The sequence below is a fragment of the Lactobacillus gallinarum DSM 10532 = JCM 2011 genome (assembly GCF_001434975.1).
Classification (GTDB): Bacteria; Bacillota; Bacilli; order Lactobacillales; family Lactobacillaceae; genus Lactobacillus; species Lactobacillus gallinarum.
On sequence record NZ_AZEL01000056.1, the window covers coordinates 52,477 to 72,641 of the forward strand.

Here is a 20,165-nt window from a genome sequence, read left to right on the forward strand (position 1 = left end):
TCTATCCCCCGTAACTTACCGTTATGTCACCATTTGAATTATCAATACTTAATACTCTTCGCGCCTTGTCATTTTTGCTGTAAGAGTCGCCTTTATTTGAACCATTTATCTCAACGTGTCCATTCGACGTATCCAGATCATAACCGTCGGCTGTACTATGACCGACCATAATATTACCATTTGAAAGATCAATTTCACCTTGACTAACAGCAATGCCTTGAACCGTAACGCTACCGTTAGAATCATCGATTTCAATATTTTTCAACTTTTCATCTGGCAGTTCAATCGTAATTTGCGTTACTACAGAATGTTTTTTGAATAAGTCAAAGAGATTTCTATTAACTACCTTAATACCATCTTTATCTTCAACAATTAATTGCTTATTCTTGACTTCAAATTTTGGAAGCAACTTATGTCTTCCCTCAAAAAGAACACGGTAATGATTGCCTTGTTTGACTTTAATATTGGCATTACTGGTATCAACTTTTACTTGATTAAATTTGCGGTTGGTTAAAACTTTTTGTACTACTTGTTCTGAACTAGCTTTATTCATATCCTGCACCTTTAAAATTCCTAAGATAACTAACATAATTACAATAGCCAAAATTAACATTTTCATTTCTATCCCTCGCTACTTGAATTGTTCTTAGTATCGCAGGATAATGAATGAAAATGTAAGGAATTTGCAGATCTGCAAATCGAGGTATGACATGTTTAAATATGGTTCAGTTTATAAAGATTTACGCAAAGAACAAGAAATCACGCAAACTGAGGCGTGCCACGGAATTTGTTCAATTTCTAAACTTTCTCGCTGGGAAAACAACCAGGTAGAAGTAGAATTCAGTACGGCAATTGCGTTACTTAAGCGCATTAACATTACGCTAGATGAATTCACCGAACGTGCAAATATCGAAGCGGAATTTGAACTGCCTGATGAAATAATTGCGGCAATCAAGGATGAAGACGTTCCCGTATTACGTAAATACGTGCAGGCTCATTTAGCTAAATATCACGCTAGCAAAAACATCCTTGAATTAAAGAATATTATGCTAGTCTGTAACCAACTGCTTTTAATTGAGGGGAAGAATTACTTGACCACTGCTGATATTCAAAGAATTCGTTCTTACTTACTGCACACAACAGTTTGGTCAAAATATAATATTATCTTGTTTGCCAATTCACCTTTCTTGTTGAATTCCGAAATTGGTTTCAAGATCGCTATGCGAATCGTTCATAACTTTGACCAAGTGAACGATTTGAGGGATAATCTCACAACCTTTATGGGCGGTCTCTCGGACACTGTTATTGCTTTTATCTTTAAAAAGAAACTAGACTATGCACAACAGCTATTAGATGAATTGCGTAAGGTTGAACTTCCGCCTCATTTCATGTTCTTTGATCTCTCCTTAACCTTTTTACAACGGGTCATCGACTATTGTCATACTGGAGATGAACAGCCCGTTCTAGCAATATTCAATAATTTGATACAATTAAACTGCTCACAACATGCACAACAATTATTAGAAGCCTTCAAGGATGTTAAACAAATTTGGGAGGACGATGAATGAATTCTACAGAGAAAATACGCTTAGCTAAAAAGATTTCCGCAATCATTTCAATTATTGCCTGGGTCATAACTATTATTTTCATGGCAGTCAAAATTTACGGCTGGATGCAAGATCCACACCTACCTGCTATCCATGATCAATTTGTTGCTATTATTGGCTTTATTCCATTAGTTAGTGGTTTTCATCCTGGCATTTGGAGCTATGGAAAAGAAAATCGTTCCCACTAACGTGAGAACGATTTTTCGTGTTCGCTTGTGAACGTATATTTGGATTTAGTATAATTTTATCTGTAGAAAAGCTGAAGCGGTGGCTATCCTTGAAGGAGATGGTGCTTATGAGTGATTTTTGACTCATGCCAACATCCTAATAGAAAGGAGACGCCTCGTGTCTGTATCAGACGCGTTGCAACTAATGTTAGATTTTGGCTCATTATATACTTCTAAAAAATACTTTATGATTGAGGGATAGGATGAAGAAAATTAAAGAAGATCTATTAGGCAGTATCATCGGTGGTGTAATTCTATTAATCGGTCTTAAGTTTATCAATTTAATTCCCTGGTCATGGCTACAAACTGGCATTAAGATTGGATTATTCTACATTGTAATTGATATTGTTTGTCTGTTATGGAAGCTTTATAAGTTCAAGAAAATATCTAAATCTGAATTAATCAATGACAAAATTGAATAACTAAAAAGGCTCCAATTGGAGCCTTTTACTATGGAGTCAAACATTATTTCAATAATTTTACCAGATTCTTACTCGTTGCTCTGGATCTAGCCACATACCATCGTTTTCACTGACATTGAATGCTTCATAAAATTCATCCAAACATTGAGCCGCAACGTTAGCTCTCATCTCTCCAGGAGCATGTGGATCAAGTTCTGCCAAGGTCTGTCTAACCTCAGGTCTCATCTTTCTACGCCAGATACGTGCCCAATTTTCAAACAATTCGGTCAAATTACCTTTTTCTTCGGCACATGCCTTAACGGCAGCAGTCAATCCACCGAGATCTGCGACATTTTCTCCCACGGTTTGATGACCATTGACTTTGGTTCTTCCAATCTGGATTCCATCAAATAGCTTTACTTCAGCTTGTGCTAATTCAGCAAATTTTTCGAAATCTTCTTTTGACCACCAATCACGTAAATTACCTTTTTCATCAAATTTAGAACCATTCGGATCAAAAGCATGACTAATTTCATGAGCAATTACAGCACCGATACCACCATAGTTTTCACTACTGGTATTCTCAGAACTGTAAAATGGTGCTTGAAAAATGGCAGCAGGGAAAGTAATGTCATTATTAGTAAGTGCATACCCAGCGTTAATGATCATCGCAGGCATATCTTCAGCCCAAAGTTGACGATCAAATTTTTGGTTCAATTTTGTAATGTTAAATGCTTGCTTAGTTTGTCTAATCTTACGAATGCTATCGTACAAATTATTACCGAGAGTAATTTGATCGTAGACCTCTGGCAGCTTAGTAGGATATCCGATTTTAACTTTAATAATACTAAAACAAGTAATGAAGAAACTACCGTAACTGTAGATGCAAATTACAGTACTCCAATTATTACTTTTGATAATTCTGGTAAAGTAATTGAAGTTAGAACAGCGACTCCAGGAGAGAAGTTTACTGTTGATTATCTAGAAAAAGGCAGTCGTGCTGATAAAGTAGCTAGTTATATTGGACAATTTGGTGGAGATCAGGCAATTTATCGGATTAAGGGAACCAATAATTGGTTATATTCAATGGGAGTTACGCCGGCATCTAAGATAACCGCTCATAACTATGATTTAGAAAACTACTCACTTGTTAAATTCCCTAAAGCTGCCGACCTGTACAATGGTAATGGTGTATCATTGAATGCAAAAATGAAGAAGAACTATGAGTGGTGGAAAGTAGATAAGCTAGTTTACATTTGGATTCCAAGTGAAAATAAAATAGAAGAATTTTACCACCTCTCACCGTTTACTAAAGGCTACGAAATAGACTATATACAATATGCATCATATGAAATAGGTGCCAATACAACCATTTATGATAAGGGAGCATACGTCAAAACAAGTGATGTTCAATTGGTTGAAAATAGTATTAAGTTAACCCCATCTAACACTCCAGAAGAAGCACAAGCCGCTGCAATGAAGAAGTAAATTTTACTAGCAATCAAAAATCCCGTTACGTTTGATGTAACGGGATTTTTATATACTCTAATTTTCACTCTATCAAATAAAGCCCAGAGCGTTATAACACATATGCACCAGCATCGAGTAACGTAAGTCCTTCGTCTGCATGTAGACCCAAGCTAGCACCATACCTAAGCCCCAATATACAAAGATAAACTTGCTAAGCATCGGATCATGCATATAAGCGAACAAGTAGCCACTAAAAATGATGCCGAGCCACTTATTCGTAATCTTTTTCTTCGTGAAGAAAATATTGAAAAACATCCCTCTAAAGACGACTTCCTCACAAAACGGCGCAATAAAGACTACCATAATTTCAAACAAGCCCTTACTATGCAGCTCAATCTTATTCAATGCTTGTTGATTATTCGAAACGCCTCGGCCAACCAAGCTTAACATCACCATTGAGACAATAAGAATCAGAACAAAACCAATTATTGCAATGGCGATTCTTCGCATATCCCAGTGTGGCGCCTGATTAAAACCCCAATCATTGTGCTCCTTCAATTGCCGCTTATACAGATTGAAAATTACGAAGAGTACGATCACCGTTACCAGCGCGGTCACTAACGCACGCATATGATCTAATCTAATTCTTTGTGGGTAAAAATAAAATACTTGCAATTCGATATATAAAGCGAGCGACAAAATAGCTCCCGCAATATTTCCCAGGTAATGCCAAAATTTCGCCATTTTCTTATCAACACCTTGATTCTTTCATCTTTTAACTATTGTTTCCATTATAATAGAAATAACTCAAAATGACTAAGGAGGGGGCATCATGTTGAATGAAATCATCGCCTTTTTTGGGAGACGAGGCGAATTTTTCTACATCTCAGTTTTCATGCTAGTCATGTTCTTTGTCTTTTTAATCTCATGGCTAGTTGAACCACGTCGTTTAATTAATGGCGTGTTCTTTACCATTTTTCTTGCTTCAGTAGTAATTTGGATCACCGTTATGGTGCATAAAAGCACGAGTCACGGTTTGCAACGAGCCTATGATTTATTAGTCTTAGCGGCATTTTTCTTAATTACTGCTCTATTAATCTTCGCTTGGCTTTTTCTATTTTGGAACGCCTACTTTGTTTGGAAATATGAGAGTCATACGTTGCCTAACCTTTTAACATTAATTTTCGGATTCGTTGCTTTAATTCTGAGTCTGATATTTTTATTCGGCCCAGGACAATACTTACCGCGCTGGCTCAGCGTCTTACTTGCCTCAATTCCAGCTATCGCTATTTACCTAGGCTTAGTTTTATACAATTTCTTGGTCAATCTGCTCTTATATCAAATCTACCCACGCCGTTACAAGCAAGATTATTTAATAGTACTAGGTGCTGGATTAATTAACGGTGATCGCGTTTCTAAGCTCCTTGCAGCTCGCATCAACCGGGCTATCCAATACTCTAACCGCCAATATCAAAAAGGCAGGAAGCGCCCTATTATCATCATGTCAGGCGGTCAAGGACCTGATGAAAAGATACCCGAAGCCGTAGCAATGGCAAAATTTGCCCGAAAACGGGGTATTAAGACTAACCACTTACTAATTGAAGATAAATCCAAAAACACCTACCAAAATATGCTTTTTTCTAAGAGATTAGCTACTAAAGACTTTGGCGGTAGTAATTTTAAAGCCAAATTTTTTAGTAACAACTACCATATTTTTAGAGCGGCGCTTTTAGCTAAAGAAGTGGGCCTAAAAGCCAACGGTGTCGGTGCTTTTACTCGTTTTTACTATCTGCCTAACGCTATCATTCGCGAATTTGCCGGAGTGTTTGTCATGCATAAACGCCGTCATTTCGTTATCATGGGAGTAATAGTTTTATTCTTTATCTTACAAGCTATCTTAGTTGCGACAGGTAATATTAAGTTTAGTGTGATCTAAAACTATTTAGAAGAGAGGGACTGAATGCTACAACTAAAACACATTTTTAAATCATACAAGGTTGGAGACAATATCACTCATGCCCTAGATGATGTAACGATCTCGTTTAGAGATCAGGAATTTGTCGCCATCTTAGGACCAAGTGGTTCTGGTAAGACGACAATGTTGAACGTGATTGGCGGACTTGACCGTTATGACAAAGGTGATTTGATCATTAACGGCAAATCAACCAAGAATTTTAAGGAAACCGATTGGGATGCCTACCGCAACAACAGCGTCGGCTTTATTTTTCAAAATTATAATTTGATTCCCCACCTATCAATCATTGCTAACGTTGAATTGGGGATGAATTTATCCGGTGTTGGTAAAAAGGAACGGCATGAAAAAGCCATTGCCGCATTGACTGAAGTTGGATTAAAAGAGCATATCAACAAGCGCCCTAACCAACTATCTGGTGGTCAGATGCAGCGTGTTGCCATTGCCCGTGCGATTGCCAATGATCCCGATATCTTGCTTTGTGACGAACCAACTGGTGCGCTTGATACGGAAACTTCTGTACAAATCATGGAATTGATCAAGAAGCTTTCTAAGGATCGTTTAATCATCATGGTTACGCACAACCCGGAATTAGCTGAAAAATACGCTACTCGAATCGTCAATTTCCAAGATGGCAAGATTCAACATGATTCCGAACCCTTTAAGCCAGAGGATGAAAAAGATACTTTCAATCTAAAGCGGACCAAGATGTCTTACTGGAACGCAATTAAGCTTAGTTTTACCAACATTATGACCAAGAAAGGTCGAACTATTTTAACTGCTTTTGCCTCCAGTATCGGCATTATTTCTATTGCTGTCGTGCTTTCGATCTCTAACGGTTTTCAAAAGCAAATTAATACAACCATGAGTAAGGCTTTAGCCAAGTACCCGATTGCAATCTCGCAGACGGCTACTGATATGACTTCGATGAATAACCACGAAGATTCAGATAAAAATGTTAAAAATCGGGGCTATGTCACGGCGAAAAAGGATCCTAGTGAGGAAGCGCAGCATACTAACAAGATCACTGAAAAGTACGTTGATTACATTAAAAAGATCAATCCTAACTATGCCAACAATGTTTCCTATCAAAGAGCAGTTAATTTAAACCTGCTTTCTAAAGTCAATGGCAAGGTAGAGCGCGTTCAATTCTCAAATGCAGATCCTGATCAAAGTGCGTCGATATCAGCACTGCGCTCACAGGCAATGAGTTCGATGGGAATTGGTTCCTCTGTTTTTCCTACCGCTTTAAATAAAAATAAGAGCTCATTCTTGAAGCAAAATTATCAGTTGCTCTCTGGTCATTGGCCAAGCAAAACTACTGACCTCGTTTTAGTAACCGACAATAAAAATACCATTAACATTAATTCTTTGAAGAACCTTGGCTTTGATGTCGACAACAAAGAACGTGTTAAATTTAGTAAGCTAATCGGTAAAGAATTCAGTATCGTTGATAATAATGACTACTACCAAGAATTACCTACGGGGATGTTTGTTCCTAAGAAAGCTAATTCAGCAATGTACAACGGCGGTACCAAGCTGAAGCTAACTGGGGTAATTAGACCTAAGAATGAAGATTCGATGGCTCTTTTATCAACGGGAATCGCATATAGCGACAAGCTTTCTCAAGATGTCATCAACGACAACAAGAATTCTGCCATCGTGAAGGCTCAAAAGAAGTCTAACCGCAGTGTTTTAACTGGACAAAGCATGAAGGCTAATGAAAAGAAGATGATCATGCAAACCTTAGGCGGTTCAAGCATCCCTACTGGCATCATGATCTACCCTAACAACTTTGATGACAAGGACAAGGTTCTTGATTACCTTGATAAGTGGAACAAGGGCAAAAAGAAGGCCGACAAGATCATCTACACCGATATGTCTAGTGCCGTAACGACTATGACTGGTGGTTTGCTTGGCGGTATTACGACTATCCTAGTTGCCTTTGCCGCAATTTCATTGATCACTTCAATGATCATGATCGGTATCTTAACCTACACTTCAGTTCTCGAAAGAACCAAGGAAATTGGTGTCTTGAAGGCTTTAGGTGCTCGCAAGAAAGATATCACTCGCGTCTTTGACGCCGAAACCTTCATCTTAGGTGTCTTCTCTGGTGTGCTCGGTGTCTTCATCGCTTACCTATTAACATTTCCAATCAACAGCGTGATTTATAAGATTACCGATTTAGCTAATGTTGCTCAGCTTGATCCAAAAGCTGCGTTGATTTTAATTACTATTTCAACCGTATTAACTTTAATTGGTGGTCACATCCCTGCTAGAATGGCAGCTAAAAAGGACGCGGCTATCGCGCTTAGAAGCGAATAAGAAAAACAGCGTTAGAATTACTAACGCTGTTTTTTACGCTCTTTTCAACACTAAATTAAGTGGTGTAACAATCACCGGCACTACTAATGCAGTGAAGATTGCTTCAATCACACCATTTGCACCTAGCGCTGTAATCAAAATCAGAATCAGCGGCGTGCTAGAATTATAGTTGCCTAAATAATGGAGCAGACTAGCTGGATCATGCATAAAGAAAATACTTGTCAGTAAAATTACCATGATCGTGTTGGTCAATGAAGTTACTGCTCCACTCAAAATGTAGCCTAACTTGGCATAATTGGTTTTGCCCATTGCTCTGGAAATTACGCCTGGAAAAAAGCCTGCTAAAACACTAGGCACAACAGAAATTACTGGATTTTGGAACAGCATCAAGCTGACCATATCTCCAGGTTGCGTATATGCAACGATTAATCTGGTAATTCCCCAAAATAATCCAAATCCTAAACCTGCCTTAGGGCCCATCAAAGTACCATAAATCGCAATTGTCATCGGAATCGTGGTAATTGCAGGCAAGGCCGGAATGATTCGCACATAACCAATATTCGGTACGAAAGTTTGCATGATCAAAATAGCTGCAAAAACTGCAGTAATGGTCATGCGTCTCGTTTCTTCTCGTCTCATTTTTATCCCCAATTCATTAAAAAGATACTACTAATTAAACCATAGTCAGAATTTTTTCTCAGCAAAAAAGGCCTGTTTCACATGAAACAAGTCTTTTATTTTTTACTTAAATTACCGCTAAAGGAGTTTTCTCCGTTGGAATTGGAAAATCACTATTAATTAACCTTAACTCGTCATCAGTTAACTTTATTTCTTGAGCAGCAATATTTTCCTTCATGTGTTTAATACTGCTGCTTTTTGGAATGGCCAACACATTGCCATTGCGCAAAGTCCAAGCAAGCATAATTTGATGCGGTGTTACACCATGATCACGAGCCACGATCTTCAAATTCTGCGTAATTCTAATCGTGTCTCCTGCTCCAGAATTAAACGGAGAATAACCAATAAAGCTGACGCCATGCTCTGTTTGCCAGTCTTGCAAATCAAACTCTGTGCCTCGTTCCTTAATATTATAGAGATCTTCGTTAGCAAAACATTTTGTTCCACCAGGCACACTAAATAATTCTTTCATATCAGACGTATCAAAGTTAGAAACGCCCCAGTGACGAATTAATCCTTCTTTTTGCAAAGCTTGCAAACCGCGAATCGTGTCTGATAAACGATGATTACCGCGCCAATGCAATAAATATAAATCTAAATAATCAGTACCTAATCTCTCTAAGCTAGCTTCCAGACTCTTTCTCTCTAGCTCAGGAGTCGCATGATAGGGATAGAATTTTGAAATTAAAAACAATTTATCACGATCGTAATCTTTAATTGCCTCGCCTATCAGCTCTTCACTTTTGCCATCACCATACATTTCTGCTGTATCGATAATGTTCAAGCCATTATCTAAACCATAGCGAATGGCCGCAATTTCATCTTTTTTATTTTTGGGATCTTCACCAATCCCCCAAGTACCTATACCTAAGCCTGTTAACTTTTCAAAATCCATCCGTATTCACTTCCTTTACTCAAATTTTAACATAGTTCTGCGATTTTCATTTTACCAATTGACAAAATGGTCTATTCCATTTTATAATGGACTAGACCAGTAAAGGAGGGCTTTAAAATGAAAATTATTGTTACTGAAAACAAAATTCAAGGTGGAGCAAAAGCATTCGAGATTTTTGAAAATGAAATCAAAAATGGTGCTAAAGTTTTAGGTTTAGCTACCGGTTCTACCCCTGAAACTCTTTATCAAAACTTTACTAACAGTGATCTTAACTGTTCAAACTTAATTAGCATTAACCTTGATGAATATGTTGGCTTAACACCTGATAATCCTCAAAGTTACCACTACTTCATGCGCAAGCACTTATTCGACAAAAAGCCTTTCAAGAAATCTTACGTTCCAGACGGCATGACTAAAGATGTTGCTGCTACTTGCAAAGAATACGATCAAATTATCAAAGATAATCCAATTGACGTGCAACTATTAGGTATCGGCCGTAACGGTCACATTGCCTTTAATGAACCTGGCACTCCATTTGACATTGGTACTCACGAAGTTAAGTTGACTGAAAATACAATCAAAGCTAACTCACGTTTCTTCGACAACGAAGATGAAGTACCTAAGAGTGCAATTTGTATGGGTAATGCCAACATTATGCAAGCCAAAAAAGTAGTATTAATGGCCTTCGGTGAAAAGAAAGCACAAGCAATCAAAGAAATGATTGAAGGACCAGTTACTGAACAAGTGCCTGCATCAATTTTACAAAAACATCCTGATGTAACTATCATCGTTGATAAGGCTGCAGCTCAAGAACTAGACGACAAATACAAGAACTAAATAACAATTTATCCCTAAAAATGAAAAGCTAGGCTTTCTACAATCGTAGAAGACCTAGCTATTTTTGTGAATTATACTTCACTAAATCGCATTTTTGCTCTAAATATTGAAGTATAATTCATTTTTTATAATTTCTCTGCTCTAATTGAATTATGTTTCATTCCTATCCGATTTTTCATTTCTACCCTTGACTTTTTCGTGTGAAACAGAATTAAAAAAGAGCTTGTGTGCCACAATATCTCGTATTAAACTTATTAATTGTACAATATCTGGTATTTAAGAAAGAATGTGATTCAAGTTATTGTTTTAAGCGGGCCAATTGGAGCCGGGAAATCCAGTTTAACCAGTATTTTAGCAGAGCACCTAGGTACACAAGCATTTTACGAAGGCGTTGATAGTAACCCTGTTTTGCCGCTTTATTATAAGGATATGAAGCGTTACACTTTTTTACTTAACACTTATTTGCTTAACCACCGTTTAGCTCAAATCAATCAAGCTATTAAAGATAAGAACAGCGTATCCGATCGTTCTATCTATGAAGATGCGCTTTTCTTCAAGATGAACGCTGACAGCAAGGTCGCAGATCCTACAGAATTTAAGATCTATGATGACTTGCTTGAAAACATGATGGAAGATACGCCAGGCAACCCAAGCAAGAAGCCCGATTTGCTTATCTACATCCATGTTTCACTTGATACCATGCTTAAGCGCATTAAAAAGCGTGGTCGTTCATTTGAACAAATCAGCACAGATCCAGGCTTGAAGGATTACTACGCTAGATTGCTCAGATACTATGAGCCTTGGTATGAACAATATGATGCTTCTCCTAAGATGGCTATTAATGGTGACAAACTTGATTTTGTTTCTAGCATGGATGCCCAAAGAGAAGTATTGAAGGAAATTGATGAGAAGTTGCACGAAATCGGTAACTTATAAGACTGAATAAAAAGAAGGAACGTGATGACAGTTATTGTTTTAAGCGGGCCAATTGGAGCCGGGAAATCCAGTTTAACAGGTATTTTATCCAAATATTTAGGTACTAAGCCATTTTATGAAAGTGTTGACGACAATCCAGTTCTGCCACTCTTTTATGCTGATCCTAAGAAATATGCTTTCTTATTGCAGGTATACTTCTTAAACACGCGTTTTCACAGCATTAAAGATGCTCTTACTGAAGATAATAATGTACTCGATCGTTCTATCTACGAAGATGCGCTCTTCTTCCAAATGAACGCTGACATTGGTCGTGCAACCTCAGAAGAAGTGGATACTTACTATGAACTTCTGCACAATATGATGAACGAGCTTGAAAGAATGCCTAAGAAGAATCCAGATTTGCTTGTTCATATTAATGTTTCATATGACACCATGATTAAACGGATTAAAAAGCGTGGTCGTCCATATGAACAATTGAGTTATGACTCAACTCTAGAAGACTACTATAAGCGTCTGCTTCGCTATTACAAGCCTTGGTATGAGAATTACGATTACTCACCAAAGATGGAAATCGATGGCGATAAACTAGATTTCATGGCTAATCCAGCCGACAAGCAAGTAGTCTTGGATCAAATCACAGACAAATTAAAAGAAATGGGAAAGCTTCCTGAAGATTGGAAAAAGCCAACAGATATCCAAATCGAAGCATAATTTCCTAGGAAATAATAAACCGCATAGAAATTCTATGCGGTTTTTCTTTATTCAAATTTTGCCAACGCTTCAGCAATTCCATCATGATTATTATCGAGCGTCACATGATCTAAGCCAATCTTCTCTTTTAATTCTGCGGGTGCATTACCCATTAAAATTGGATGACCTACTTCTTCCAGCATTTCTTCATCATTATAGTTATCACCTAAAGCAATGCAATCTTTTAGTGGTATCCTGTATTCTTTCGCTAAAATTGCTACTGCACTGGCCTTGCTTACGCCTTTTAGTACGACTTCTAGTAGTGTTTTTGAGGATCTGACAAAGCTCAAATCTGGGAATTTTTTAATCAATTCTTTTTGCATACGATCAAGTTCTTCTGGTTTGCCCATGATCAAAGCCTTGTGTACGCCCTGCAATTGCTCAATTTGATCAACAGTAACCGGAGTGGCCTTAACATCGACAATTTTCTCTTCATGTTCAACCAGCGGACTCTTTTCTTTAGCGCAATACCACACATAGCCGCTATAGATATTCCAAGCCGAGCCATTATTTTGCTCATCTACATAACGACAGATTGCGGCAGCTTTTTTTGCATCAAAGAAGCGCGTAATTAAGGCTCTCCCCGTTTCATCCAAGGCTAAGGCACCGTTATAGGCAATCATCGGGAAAACCTTCAGAATCTGCCCTACTGCAGTGGTAATTCCCTTAGGAAGGCGCGCAGAAGCTGGAATAAAAACATTTCCTTTAATAATCTGTTGGCGGATTGCATCACGCGTTTTTGGCGTTACCTTCAATTCATCATTAATTAACGTGCCATCAATATCTGAAAAAATAAGTTTTGCGGACATTTGCTCACCCTTAATCTCTTTAATCTATGTAATTAAGAATAATGCTAAAAAACTGATAATGAAAGTAATTTGGTGCTTAAAGTCTATCTCTGTACAGCAAATTATAATAAATCAGTATAATCTATTGATAATAATTCGTGTTTACAAATTTAATCATGAATGCTAAAGTATAATAGTTGCTTTAAAAAAGTAAAAACACGAACAATTATTTGGAGAGAGTTTTATGAATTTTATTAGGAAATATTTTCAACTAGATAAATACAATACCAGCATTAAAGTCGAATTTATTGCTGGTTTGACTACTTTCATTAGTATGTCATACATTTTGTTTGTTAACCCTAGCGTTTTAGGTGCCAGTGGCATGAACACAGGTGCTGTCTTTACTGCTACTGCTTTAGCCAGTGCGCTTGGTACTGCAATCATGGGTATTGTTGCTAACTACCCAATTGGTGAAGCTCCTGCTCTTGGTATTAACGCATTCTTCGCTTACACCGTTTGTGTTGGGATGCATGTTTCATGGCAAACTGCCTTAGCCAGCGTTTTCGTTGCATCAATCATCTTTATTTTGATCACTCTGTTCAAATTACGTGAGAAGATCATTGATTCAATTCCAGCTGACTTAAAGTTTGCTATCTCATCAGGTATCGGTTTGTTCATTGCCTTCTTAGGTTTACAAAACGGTAAGTTAATCGTCGCAAATAAATCAACTTTGGTTGGCTTAGGCTCACTTCACGATCCACTTGTTTGGATCACCATCTTTGGTTTGCTTGTAACTGTTATCTTGATGATTTTGGGCGTTCCAGGTGCGATCTTCATCGGTATGGTTTTGGCCGCTATTTTCGGTATTTGTACTGGTCAAATTGCATTGCCACACAAGGTGATCTCAACTGCTCCAAGTTTGGCTCCAACTTTTGGTCAAGCTATCTTCCACGTTAAGGATATTAATTCCGTTCAAATGTGGGTTGTTGTCTTAACCTTCTTACTTGTTACTTTCTTCGATACTGCTGGTACTTTGATCGGTTTGGCTCAACAAGCCGGCTTTATGAAGAACAACAAGATGCCACGTGTTGGTAAAGCTTTAGCTGCTGACTCAAGTGCGATGGCTGTTGGTTCAATTCTTGGTACTTCACCAGTTGGTGCGTTCGTTGAATCAAGTGCCGGTATTGCCGTTGGTGGTAGAACTGGTTTGACTGCCGTCTTTGTAGCAATCTTCTTCTTGATCTCAATGATCTTCAGTCCACTTTTGGGCGTGTTCACTAGTCAAGTTACTGCACCAGCTTTGATTATCGTTGGTGTCTTGATGGCACAAAATACTGCTCATATTCACTGGAACAAGTTAGAAATTGCGGTTCCTGCATTCCTTATTATTTTAGGTATGCCACTTACCTACTCAATTTCTGATGGTTTGTCATGGGGGATGATTTCTTACCCAATCTGCATGCTTGCAGCTAAGCGTGGTAAGGAAGTCACACCGATGATGTGGGTACTATTTGTAGTATTCCTGATCTTCTTATGGGTTTTGAATTTCTAACCGAATAATAAAAAGAAAGACTAGTAATCTTCGTTGAAAAGCGTTGATTTACTAGTCTTTTTTACTACTTGGATTCATATATTTATGTCGATTATAATCGATATAAATGCAAAAATCATCAGCCTTATCGATCATAATCGATAAAAACATAAAAATGGAGTATTTTCTCGACTATAATCTATACAATACTCCATTTCCTAGGAAATATTATCGTGCAATTTCTAAACAATATGACTTCTGGTGACATTTTGGACAAGCTAGTCTTCTAAATTTTGGTGTATGAGCTGAAAAAATAAATGTAATCAATGCCGGAATAAATTTGGTCCCACAATTAGGACAAACATATTCTACTTGGTCATAGTAGTATTTTGTCAAAAAAGCAGTTACCCCTAAAACTAAGATCAACATAATCGCTATGCTCAGCCACATCGCAGATAAGGCATCACTTTGTTTAAACTGGTATGCACTGAAGATGCCAACTACTTCAATTAATAGAATTGAAAAACCAAACAACCACATTTTTCTTCTTAAGTTAGCTAATCTAGTTTCTTTTTTCATAATTTTCGCAATGTCTGTTAAACCATCTGCATCTATTTTTCGTGTAGCAATTGTCTTTGCTAAATGACGTAATTTTGTTTGCCTTCGTTTTAAATCTGCAATCTGCTCATCATTTTCCTCAATTTGTTTTTGAAAGAGCAATAGCAGTGAATCTGGTCCTTTTCGATCATTAAGTAATTGCTTGATCTGTTTAATCGAAAAGTTTAATTCTCGTAGGTAATTGATCAGCTCTAATTTTTGAATCTGCTCTTCGCCATAATAGCGATAGCCGTTTTCACCAATAGATTCCGGCTTGACCAAATCTTTTTGATCATAGAACCGAATTGCACGCGTCGTCATGTTTAGCATTTTTGCGACATCACCAATAGAATATTTCTGCGACATTGCTGTCACCTCCTAATTTAAATATACGGTTTTACCCTAGGTTAAGGTCAAGTTTTTTCTAAAATGAAGCGTATTCATTGATAAAATCGAACAAAATCTGTATTTCATATTGTAATTATTAACTATTTAGGTATAATTTTAAGTAAATGTTCATCTTATATAAATTTTGGAGGTTTAAATGAACGTTATTAGCCAATTTTTTCATCTAAAAGAGAACAATACCTCTTTTAAAACCGAACTATTAGCCGGCCTGACTACTTTTGTTAGTATGTCATACATCCTTTTCGTTAACCCAAACGTTCTGGGAGCCAGCGGAATGGATAAAGGAGCATTATTCACTGTAACTGCTCTTTCTGCCGCATTCACCTGTGTGGTCATGGGATTGGTCGCCAATTACCCGATTGCCTCGGCCCCTACATTAGGATTAAACGCATTCTTCACCTATACCGTTTGCCTTGGTATGAAGGTGAAATGGCAAACTGCATTAGCCGCCGTTTTAGTGGCATCTATTCTTTTCATCATTTTAACTGTTTTTAAAGTACGTGAAATGATTATTGATGCAATTCCTGCAGATATTAAATATGCCATCTCTGCTGGTATCGGTCTCTTCATCGCTTTTATCGGTTTACAAGGCGGACATTTAATTCAAAATAGTGATTCTACTTTAGTAACTATTGGTTCCTTGAATAACCCTACAGTTTGGATCACTATCTTCGGATTGATCATTACTATTTTCTTGATGATTGCCCGTGTACCCGGTGCCATTTTCATTGGGATGATTTTAGCAGCGATCTTCGGTGTCGCAATTGGGCAAATCCCAATGCCTAAAGGAATTGTTTCATCTATTCCAAGCATCGCACCAACGTTTGGTCAAGCCATCTTCCATATCGGTGAAATCAATACCGTCCAAATGTGGGTAGTAGTCTTCACCTTCCTCTTAGTAACTTTCTTCGACACTACTGGTACCTTGATCGGCTTAGTGCAACAAGCAGGCTTGATGAAAAATAATAAAATGCCACGAGCTGGTGAAGCATTAGCTGCCGACTCTTCCGGTATGTTAGTTGGATCTGTTCTTGGTACTTCACCAGTCGGTGCTTTCGTCGAATCAAGTGCAGGTATTGCCGTTGGTGGTAAAACCGGCTTAACCGCTGTATGGGCTGGTATTTTCTTCCTTATTTCTACCATCTTCTCACCTATCTTGAGCGTCTTCACTACCCAAGTTACTGCACCAGCCTTAATCATCGTCGGAGTTTTGATGGCTGAAAACTTAGCCCATGTTCACTGGACTGATCTTGAAATTGCCATTCCATGCTTCTTAATCGCATTAGGGATGCCTTTGACTTACTCAATTTCAGACGGTCTTGGTTGGGGAATTGTTGTATATCCAATTTCCATGATCGCTGCTAAGAAGTTCAGGAAGATTACACCAATGATGTGGATTCTATTTATAGTCTTTGTCATTTACTTCTTTGTTTTGAATTTTAAATAAACCTTTTACTTCATATAAAAATCTCTTTGTTAAAGATCAATTTAGGTCAAAAAATCTAAGTTGATCTTTTTATTTCCGGGGAAATAGCCACATCCTGTTCCTCCAACACATTGCATAAAAAATAAAACTCTGCTAGAATACGACTAACGTGATATCTATATATCGTCGAAATAAGGTCGACAGTTTCTACCCTGAACCAGAAATTCAGGACTATAGGTAATTGAGGTCATAATTTGTAAGGCAGCTTTTACCATACTATAGTGATGGGAGAAGTTGTCTTTTTGTTTTCTATTGTTTTTTTACACGGAGGAGTCAATCGAATTGTTAAACAAAATCTTTCATTTACAAGATGCTCATACTACCGTTAAACGTGAGTTAATCGCTGCGTTAACCACCTTTGTCAGCCTCTCTTACATCTTGTTTGTTAACCCAAATATCTTAAATGCGGCTGGTATTCCTAAGGGTGCAGCCTTCACTGTTACTGCAGTTGCGACTGCAGTAGGGTGCTTCTTGATGGGTTTAATCGCCAATTATCCTATTGCTTTAGCACCAACATTGGGTAGTGGTGCTTTCTTTGCCTACAACGTTTGTGTAGGGATGAAGATTTCTTGGGAAACTGCATTAGCTGCCGTTCTTGTAGCTTCTGTTTTATTCATTTTGATTACGATTTTCAAATTGCGTGAAATCGTAGTTGATGCCATTCCTCAAGACATGAAATACGCAATTTCTGCCGGTATCGGCTTGTTCATCGCCTTTATCGGTTTAAAAAATGGCCAAATTATCGTTAACAGCGATTCAACTTTAGTTGCGTTAGGTAAATTCAGTAATCCTGCTGTATGGATCACTTTATTCGGTTTAGTCCTAACTGTAGTCTTGATGGCATTGAATGTTCCTGGCTCAATCTTTATCGGAATGATCGTGACTGCCATTTTTGGTATGATCATTGGTCAAATTTCATTGCCACACGGTATTATTTCAGGTGCACCAAGTATCGCGCCTACTTTTGGTCAAGCAGTTTTCCATATTAAAGACATCAATACAGCTCAGCTTTGGATGGTTGTTTTAACCTTCTTGTTAGTAACTTTCTTTGATACTGCAGGTACTTTAATTGGAATGACCGAACAAGCTGGCATGGTTGATAAAGATGGCAAGATTCCACGGATCGGTCGTGCTTTCTTAGCTGACTCAACTGCTATGGTTGAAGGTGCCATTTGTGGTACTGCTCCACTTGGTACTTCAGTAGAATCAAGCGCTGGTATCGCTATGGGCGGTAGAACTGGTTTAACCGCTATTTTTGTTGGTATCTTCTTCTTAATCAGTATGATTTTCAGTCCGCTTCTTCAGGTTATTCCAACTACAGTTACAGCACCTGCCTTGATTATTGTTGGTGTGTTAATGGCAAGCAATTTAAAGAAAATCGATTGGGATAAATTTGAAATTGCCGTTCCTGCATTCTTGACAGTTGTAGGGATGCCACTTACTTACAGTATTTCTGATGGTTTAGCATTAGGCTTGATTGCTTACCCTATTACGATGATTGCTTCTAAGCGCTACAAGGAAGTAACGCCAATGATGTATATCCTGTTTGTGGTATTTATCATATTTTTCTTGGTAACGAATTTATAGAAAAATGAAAAGACGGTTAACTATTATTGGTTATCCGTCTTTTTTGGTATGATAACTATATTAAGTTTCACATGAAACAGAGTTATGGGAGTAAATTATTAAAATTGACTGTTTTATCGAGATTTAAACTCAATCTTAATAACTTTTTCGCCTTTACTAAACTTTTTCATTGAATGTAAATTTAAAAGCGATTGCGGAATCACATCAGAATTAATACGATCTATTAGTGTTAAAGCTAATATTTCTTTATTAGTTCTTAATGCATAATCAAAAGACAGTAGTAGATATTTATAGCCACGTGTTACTCTAACATTTTTACCAATCAGCTCTTTAAATTGCGGTAAAACTTGCAACTTTTGAAAAGTTGTCCCATCTTTTTTTATATAAATACTGTTCTCATCAATGTTCTTATTTAGTGCATCCGTAAAAAAAGCAGCAGCTCCTTTTCATATTTTATGCCACATAAATGCATGAAATTTGATTTCCTAGCTTTTACTTTTAGGCAAAGATTATCGGTTTAATAGATCACATTTTGGTTAACAAAATATTTATTAAAAAAGTAAGCTGCATTATATATTGCACCATAATAACGATTTAGTCTTAAATGCTCTTTATAATTTAATCTTTTATATCCCTTTACATTTTTCATAATTCCTCCAAAAAAAATGAGTTCACAAAAAATTTGCGAACTCATATATGGTCGGTTTAGTTTCGGTGTCTGCCACCAATAGGCCCTTACGTCCTACATGAAATATCAGATTGACCATGAGCCGACCGCTCATTCAGATATTTGAACATATATTTTACAAGTAGCTATTTTTTAATCACAACAATAAATTTATAACACGAGGAGAAAACATTATGAAATTAAGCAAAAAAGCACTTTGGATTATCGGTACCTTAATCACCTCGGCAATCGCAGGAATTTTCTTTTATTTAAATATTCATAATAGTTCCGCAACTACCGTTGCAGTAATTCTAGCTGGAGTGGCATTGTATTTTCTTTTTGAAACTGGACAGTTATATAAGAATATTTGGATTAAGATTTTAGTATATTTAATTGATGCCGTTTGGATCGCGTTTGTATTATTAATAATCAGCTTATTTATTCATTAATTTGGAAAGATTTTGACAATCTTTCTTTTTTTATTGCATCAAAGTTTACAAATGTAAATTTAAAGTGTATATTTACATTTGTAAACTAAAGGAGGAGAAAATGGTTAAACTTCAAGAAAAAGAAAGTACGATTTCCGACAGTGAGTGGGAAGCCATGCGTATTATTTGGACACTCGAGCCCGTCAGTTCTACCAAAATAATTCAAGAATTGCAGGCAAAAAAGAACTGGTCCGAATCGACAATCAAAACTTTATTGCGACGTTTGGTTAAAAAGAACCTGCTGAGCACGAAAAAGGAAGGTAGACGCTTCGTTTATACTGCTAAGGTCAATCAGACGCAGGTAATGGCGGAAGCCGCACAGGAGCTGTTAAACCGCATGTGCGACATGCACAAAGGCGAAGTTCTATTACAGTTAATCGCCAACTCACCTATTTCAAAGAGTGATTTATCTAAAATAAAAGAAATTATTGCTACTAAAGAAAAAGATGCGCCTTACATGGTGCCATGCAATTGCCTACCAGGCAATGAAAAGATGTGCTAAAAGGAGAAGTTAA

22 protein-coding genes and 1 riboswitch are annotated in these 20,165 nt (G+C 37.3%); of the genes, 14 read left to right on the top strand and 8 right to left on the bottom strand.

What is annotated here, in order from left to right:
- Position 1: 1 nt before the first annotated feature.
- Positions 2 to 619 (bottom strand): DUF4097 family beta strand repeat-containing protein, encoded by a 618-nt coding sequence (locus FC37_RS07920; RefSeq protein ID WP_025005993.1) that lies wholly within the window; start codon positions 617 to 619, stop codon positions 2 to 4.
- A gap of 43 nt (positions 620 to 662) precedes the next feature.
- On the opposite strand from FC37_RS07920, the gene FC37_RS07925 reads away from it, so the two are divergent.
- The 3 genes from FC37_RS07925 to FC37_RS07935 all read left to right on the top strand — a co-directional run bounded on the left by FC37_RS07925 (position 663) and on the right by FC37_RS07935 (position 2,256).
- Complete coding sequence (locus FC37_RS07925) at positions 663 to 1,568, top strand: Rgg family transcriptional regulator (protein ID WP_236697308.1); 906 nt, start codon at positions 663 to 665, stop codon at positions 1,566 to 1,568.
- Positions 1,565 to 1,795 carry a hypothetical protein gene (locus FC37_RS07930; RefSeq protein ID WP_025005995.1) on the top strand — a complete coding sequence of 77 codons (231 nt, stop codon included), beginning with the start codon at positions 1,565 to 1,567 and terminating at the stop codon, positions 1,793 to 1,795. The genes FC37_RS07925 and FC37_RS07930 overlap by 4 nt, the downstream gene beginning before the upstream one ends.
- A 242-nt stretch (positions 1,796 to 2,037) precedes the next feature.
- Positions 2,038 to 2,256: a hypothetical protein gene (locus tag FC37_RS07935; protein ID WP_025005996.1), complete on the top strand. Its 219-nt coding sequence runs from the start codon at positions 2,038 to 2,040 to the stop codon at positions 2,254 to 2,256.
- A gap of 57 nt (positions 2,257 to 2,313) precedes the next feature.
- Here the strand turns inward: FC37_RS07935 and FC37_RS07940 are convergent, their stop codons facing one another.
- The gene (locus FC37_RS07940; protein WP_025005997.1) at positions 2,314 to 3,009 is read right to left on the bottom strand and encodes a M13-type metalloendopeptidase; all 696 of its coding nucleotides are present in this window, start codon (positions 3,007 to 3,009) and stop codon (positions 2,314 to 2,316) included.
- Here FC37_RS07940 and FC37_RS07945 point away from each other — a divergent pair.
- Complete coding sequence (locus tag FC37_RS07945) at positions 2,980 to 3,723, top strand: hypothetical protein (protein ID WP_025005998.1); 744 nt, start codon at positions 2,980 to 2,982, stop codon at positions 3,721 to 3,723. The genes FC37_RS07940 and FC37_RS07945 overlap by 30 nt on opposite strands.
- A 72-nt stretch (positions 3,724 to 3,795) precedes the next feature.
- Here FC37_RS07945 and FC37_RS07950 read toward each other — a convergent pair whose 3' ends face one another.
- Positions 3,796 to 4,449 (bottom strand): CPBP family intramembrane glutamic endopeptidase, encoded by a 654-nt coding sequence (locus tag FC37_RS07950; RefSeq protein ID WP_025006218.1) that lies wholly within the window; start codon positions 4,447 to 4,449, stop codon positions 3,796 to 3,798.
- A gap of 88 nt (positions 4,450 to 4,537) precedes the next feature.
- Here FC37_RS07950 and FC37_RS07955 point away from each other — a divergent pair, with 88 nt between their 5' ends.
- Together FC37_RS07955 and FC37_RS07960 are read left to right on the top strand one after the other, a co-directional pair.
- Positions 4,538 to 5,641 carry a YdcF family protein gene (locus tag FC37_RS07955; protein WP_056945593.1) on the top strand — a complete coding sequence of 368 codons (1,104 nt, stop codon included), beginning with the start codon at positions 4,538 to 4,540 and terminating at the stop codon, positions 5,639 to 5,641.
- 24 nt (positions 5,642 to 5,665) lie between these two features.
- On the top strand, positions 5,666 to 8,002 hold the full coding sequence (locus FC37_RS07960) for an ABC transporter ATP-binding protein/permease (RefSeq protein WP_025006217.1): 2,337 nt from the start codon (positions 5,666 to 5,668) through the stop codon (positions 8,000 to 8,002).
- 33 nt (positions 8,003 to 8,035) lie between these two features.
- Here the strand turns inward: FC37_RS07960 and FC37_RS07965 are convergent, their stop codons facing one another.
- Positions 8,036 to 8,641, bottom strand: coding sequence for an ECF transporter S component (locus FC37_RS07965; RefSeq protein ID WP_025006216.1), 606 nt, complete (start codon positions 8,639 to 8,641; stop codon positions 8,036 to 8,038).
- 106 nt (positions 8,642 to 8,747) lie between these two features.
- Positions 8,748 to 9,575 (bottom strand): aldo/keto reductase, encoded by an 828-nt coding sequence (locus FC37_RS07970; RefSeq protein ID WP_025006215.1) that lies wholly within the window; start codon positions 9,573 to 9,575, stop codon positions 8,748 to 8,750.
- A gap of 117 nt (positions 9,576 to 9,692) precedes the next feature.
- Between FC37_RS07970 and nagB the strand changes: the two genes are divergently transcribed.
- The 3 genes from nagB to FC37_RS07985 all read left to right on the top strand — a co-directional run bounded on the left by nagB (position 9,693) and on the right by FC37_RS07985 (position 12,059).
- Positions 9,693 to 10,412 (top strand): glucosamine-6-phosphate deaminase, encoded by a 720-nt coding sequence (nagB, locus tag FC37_RS07975; protein ID WP_025006214.1) that lies wholly within the window; start codon positions 9,693 to 9,695, stop codon positions 10,410 to 10,412.
- Positions 10,413 to 10,700: 288 nt separating this feature from the next.
- Positions 10,701 to 11,348: a deoxynucleoside kinase gene (locus FC37_RS07980; RefSeq protein ID WP_025006213.1), complete on the top strand. Its 648-nt coding sequence runs from the start codon at positions 10,701 to 10,703 to the stop codon at positions 11,346 to 11,348.
- A gap of 24 nt (positions 11,349 to 11,372) precedes the next feature.
- Positions 11,373 to 12,059: a deoxynucleoside kinase gene (locus FC37_RS07985; RefSeq protein ID WP_025006212.1), complete on the top strand. Its 687-nt coding sequence runs from the start codon at positions 11,373 to 11,375 to the stop codon at positions 12,057 to 12,059.
- 47 nt (positions 12,060 to 12,106) lie between these two features.
- On the opposite strand, the gene FC37_RS07990 is transcribed toward FC37_RS07985, so the two are convergent.
- Positions 12,107 to 12,907 (bottom strand): Cof-type HAD-IIB family hydrolase, encoded by an 801-nt coding sequence (locus FC37_RS07990; RefSeq protein WP_025006211.1) that lies wholly within the window; start codon positions 12,905 to 12,907, stop codon positions 12,107 to 12,109.
- Positions 12,908 to 13,130: 223 nt separating this feature from the next.
- On the opposite strand from FC37_RS07990, the gene FC37_RS07995 reads away from it, so the two are divergent.
- Positions 13,131 to 14,438: an NCS2 family permease gene (locus FC37_RS07995; protein ID WP_025006210.1), complete on the top strand. Its 1,308-nt coding sequence runs from the start codon at positions 13,131 to 13,133 to the stop codon at positions 14,436 to 14,438.
- Between the two features lie 207 nt (positions 14,439 to 14,645).
- Here the strand turns inward: FC37_RS07995 and FC37_RS08000 are convergent, their stop codons facing one another.
- Positions 14,646 to 15,380, bottom strand: a complete 735-nt coding sequence (locus FC37_RS08000) for a MerR family transcriptional regulator (protein ID WP_025006209.1) — start codon at positions 15,378 to 15,380, stop codon at positions 14,646 to 14,648.
- Between the two features lie 178 nt (positions 15,381 to 15,558).
- Here FC37_RS08000 and FC37_RS08005 point away from each other — a divergent pair, with 178 nt between their 5' ends.
- Together FC37_RS08005 and FC37_RS08010 are read left to right on the top strand one after the other, a co-directional pair.
- Positions 15,559 to 16,869, top strand: coding sequence for an NCS2 family permease (locus FC37_RS08005; RefSeq protein WP_025006208.1), 1,311 nt, complete (start codon positions 15,559 to 15,561; stop codon positions 16,867 to 16,869).
- A 135-nt stretch (positions 16,870 to 17,004) separates the two neighbouring features.
- A riboswitch (purine riboswitch) is annotated at positions 17,005 to 17,102 on the top strand.
- An 88-nt stretch (positions 17,103 to 17,190) separates the two neighbouring features.
- The gene (locus FC37_RS08010; protein WP_420889357.1) at positions 17,191 to 18,495 is read left to right on the top strand and encodes an NCS2 family permease; all 1,305 of its coding nucleotides are present in this window, start codon (positions 17,191 to 17,193) and stop codon (positions 18,493 to 18,495) included.
- A gap of 113 nt (positions 18,496 to 18,608) precedes the next feature.
- On the opposite strand, the gene FC37_RS08015 is transcribed toward FC37_RS08010, so the two are convergent.
- On the bottom strand, positions 18,609 to 18,899 hold the full coding sequence (locus tag FC37_RS08015) for a PBECR4 domain-containing protein (RefSeq protein WP_338107507.1): 291 nt from the start codon (positions 18,897 to 18,899) through the stop codon (positions 18,609 to 18,611).
- Between the two features lie 457 nt (positions 18,900 to 19,356).
- Between FC37_RS08015 and FC37_RS08020 the strand changes: the two genes are divergently transcribed.
- Together FC37_RS08020 and FC37_RS08025 are read left to right on the top strand one after the other, a co-directional pair.
- Positions 19,357 to 19,611: a hypothetical protein gene (locus FC37_RS08020; protein ID WP_025006205.1), complete on the top strand. Its 255-nt coding sequence runs from the start codon at positions 19,357 to 19,359 to the stop codon at positions 19,609 to 19,611.
- Positions 19,612 to 19,711: 100 nt separating this feature from the next.
- Positions 19,712 to 20,152, top strand: coding sequence for a CopY/TcrY family copper transport repressor (locus FC37_RS08025; protein WP_025006204.1), 441 nt, complete (start codon positions 19,712 to 19,714; stop codon positions 20,150 to 20,152).
- Positions 20,153 to 20,165 lie beyond the last annotated feature (13 nt).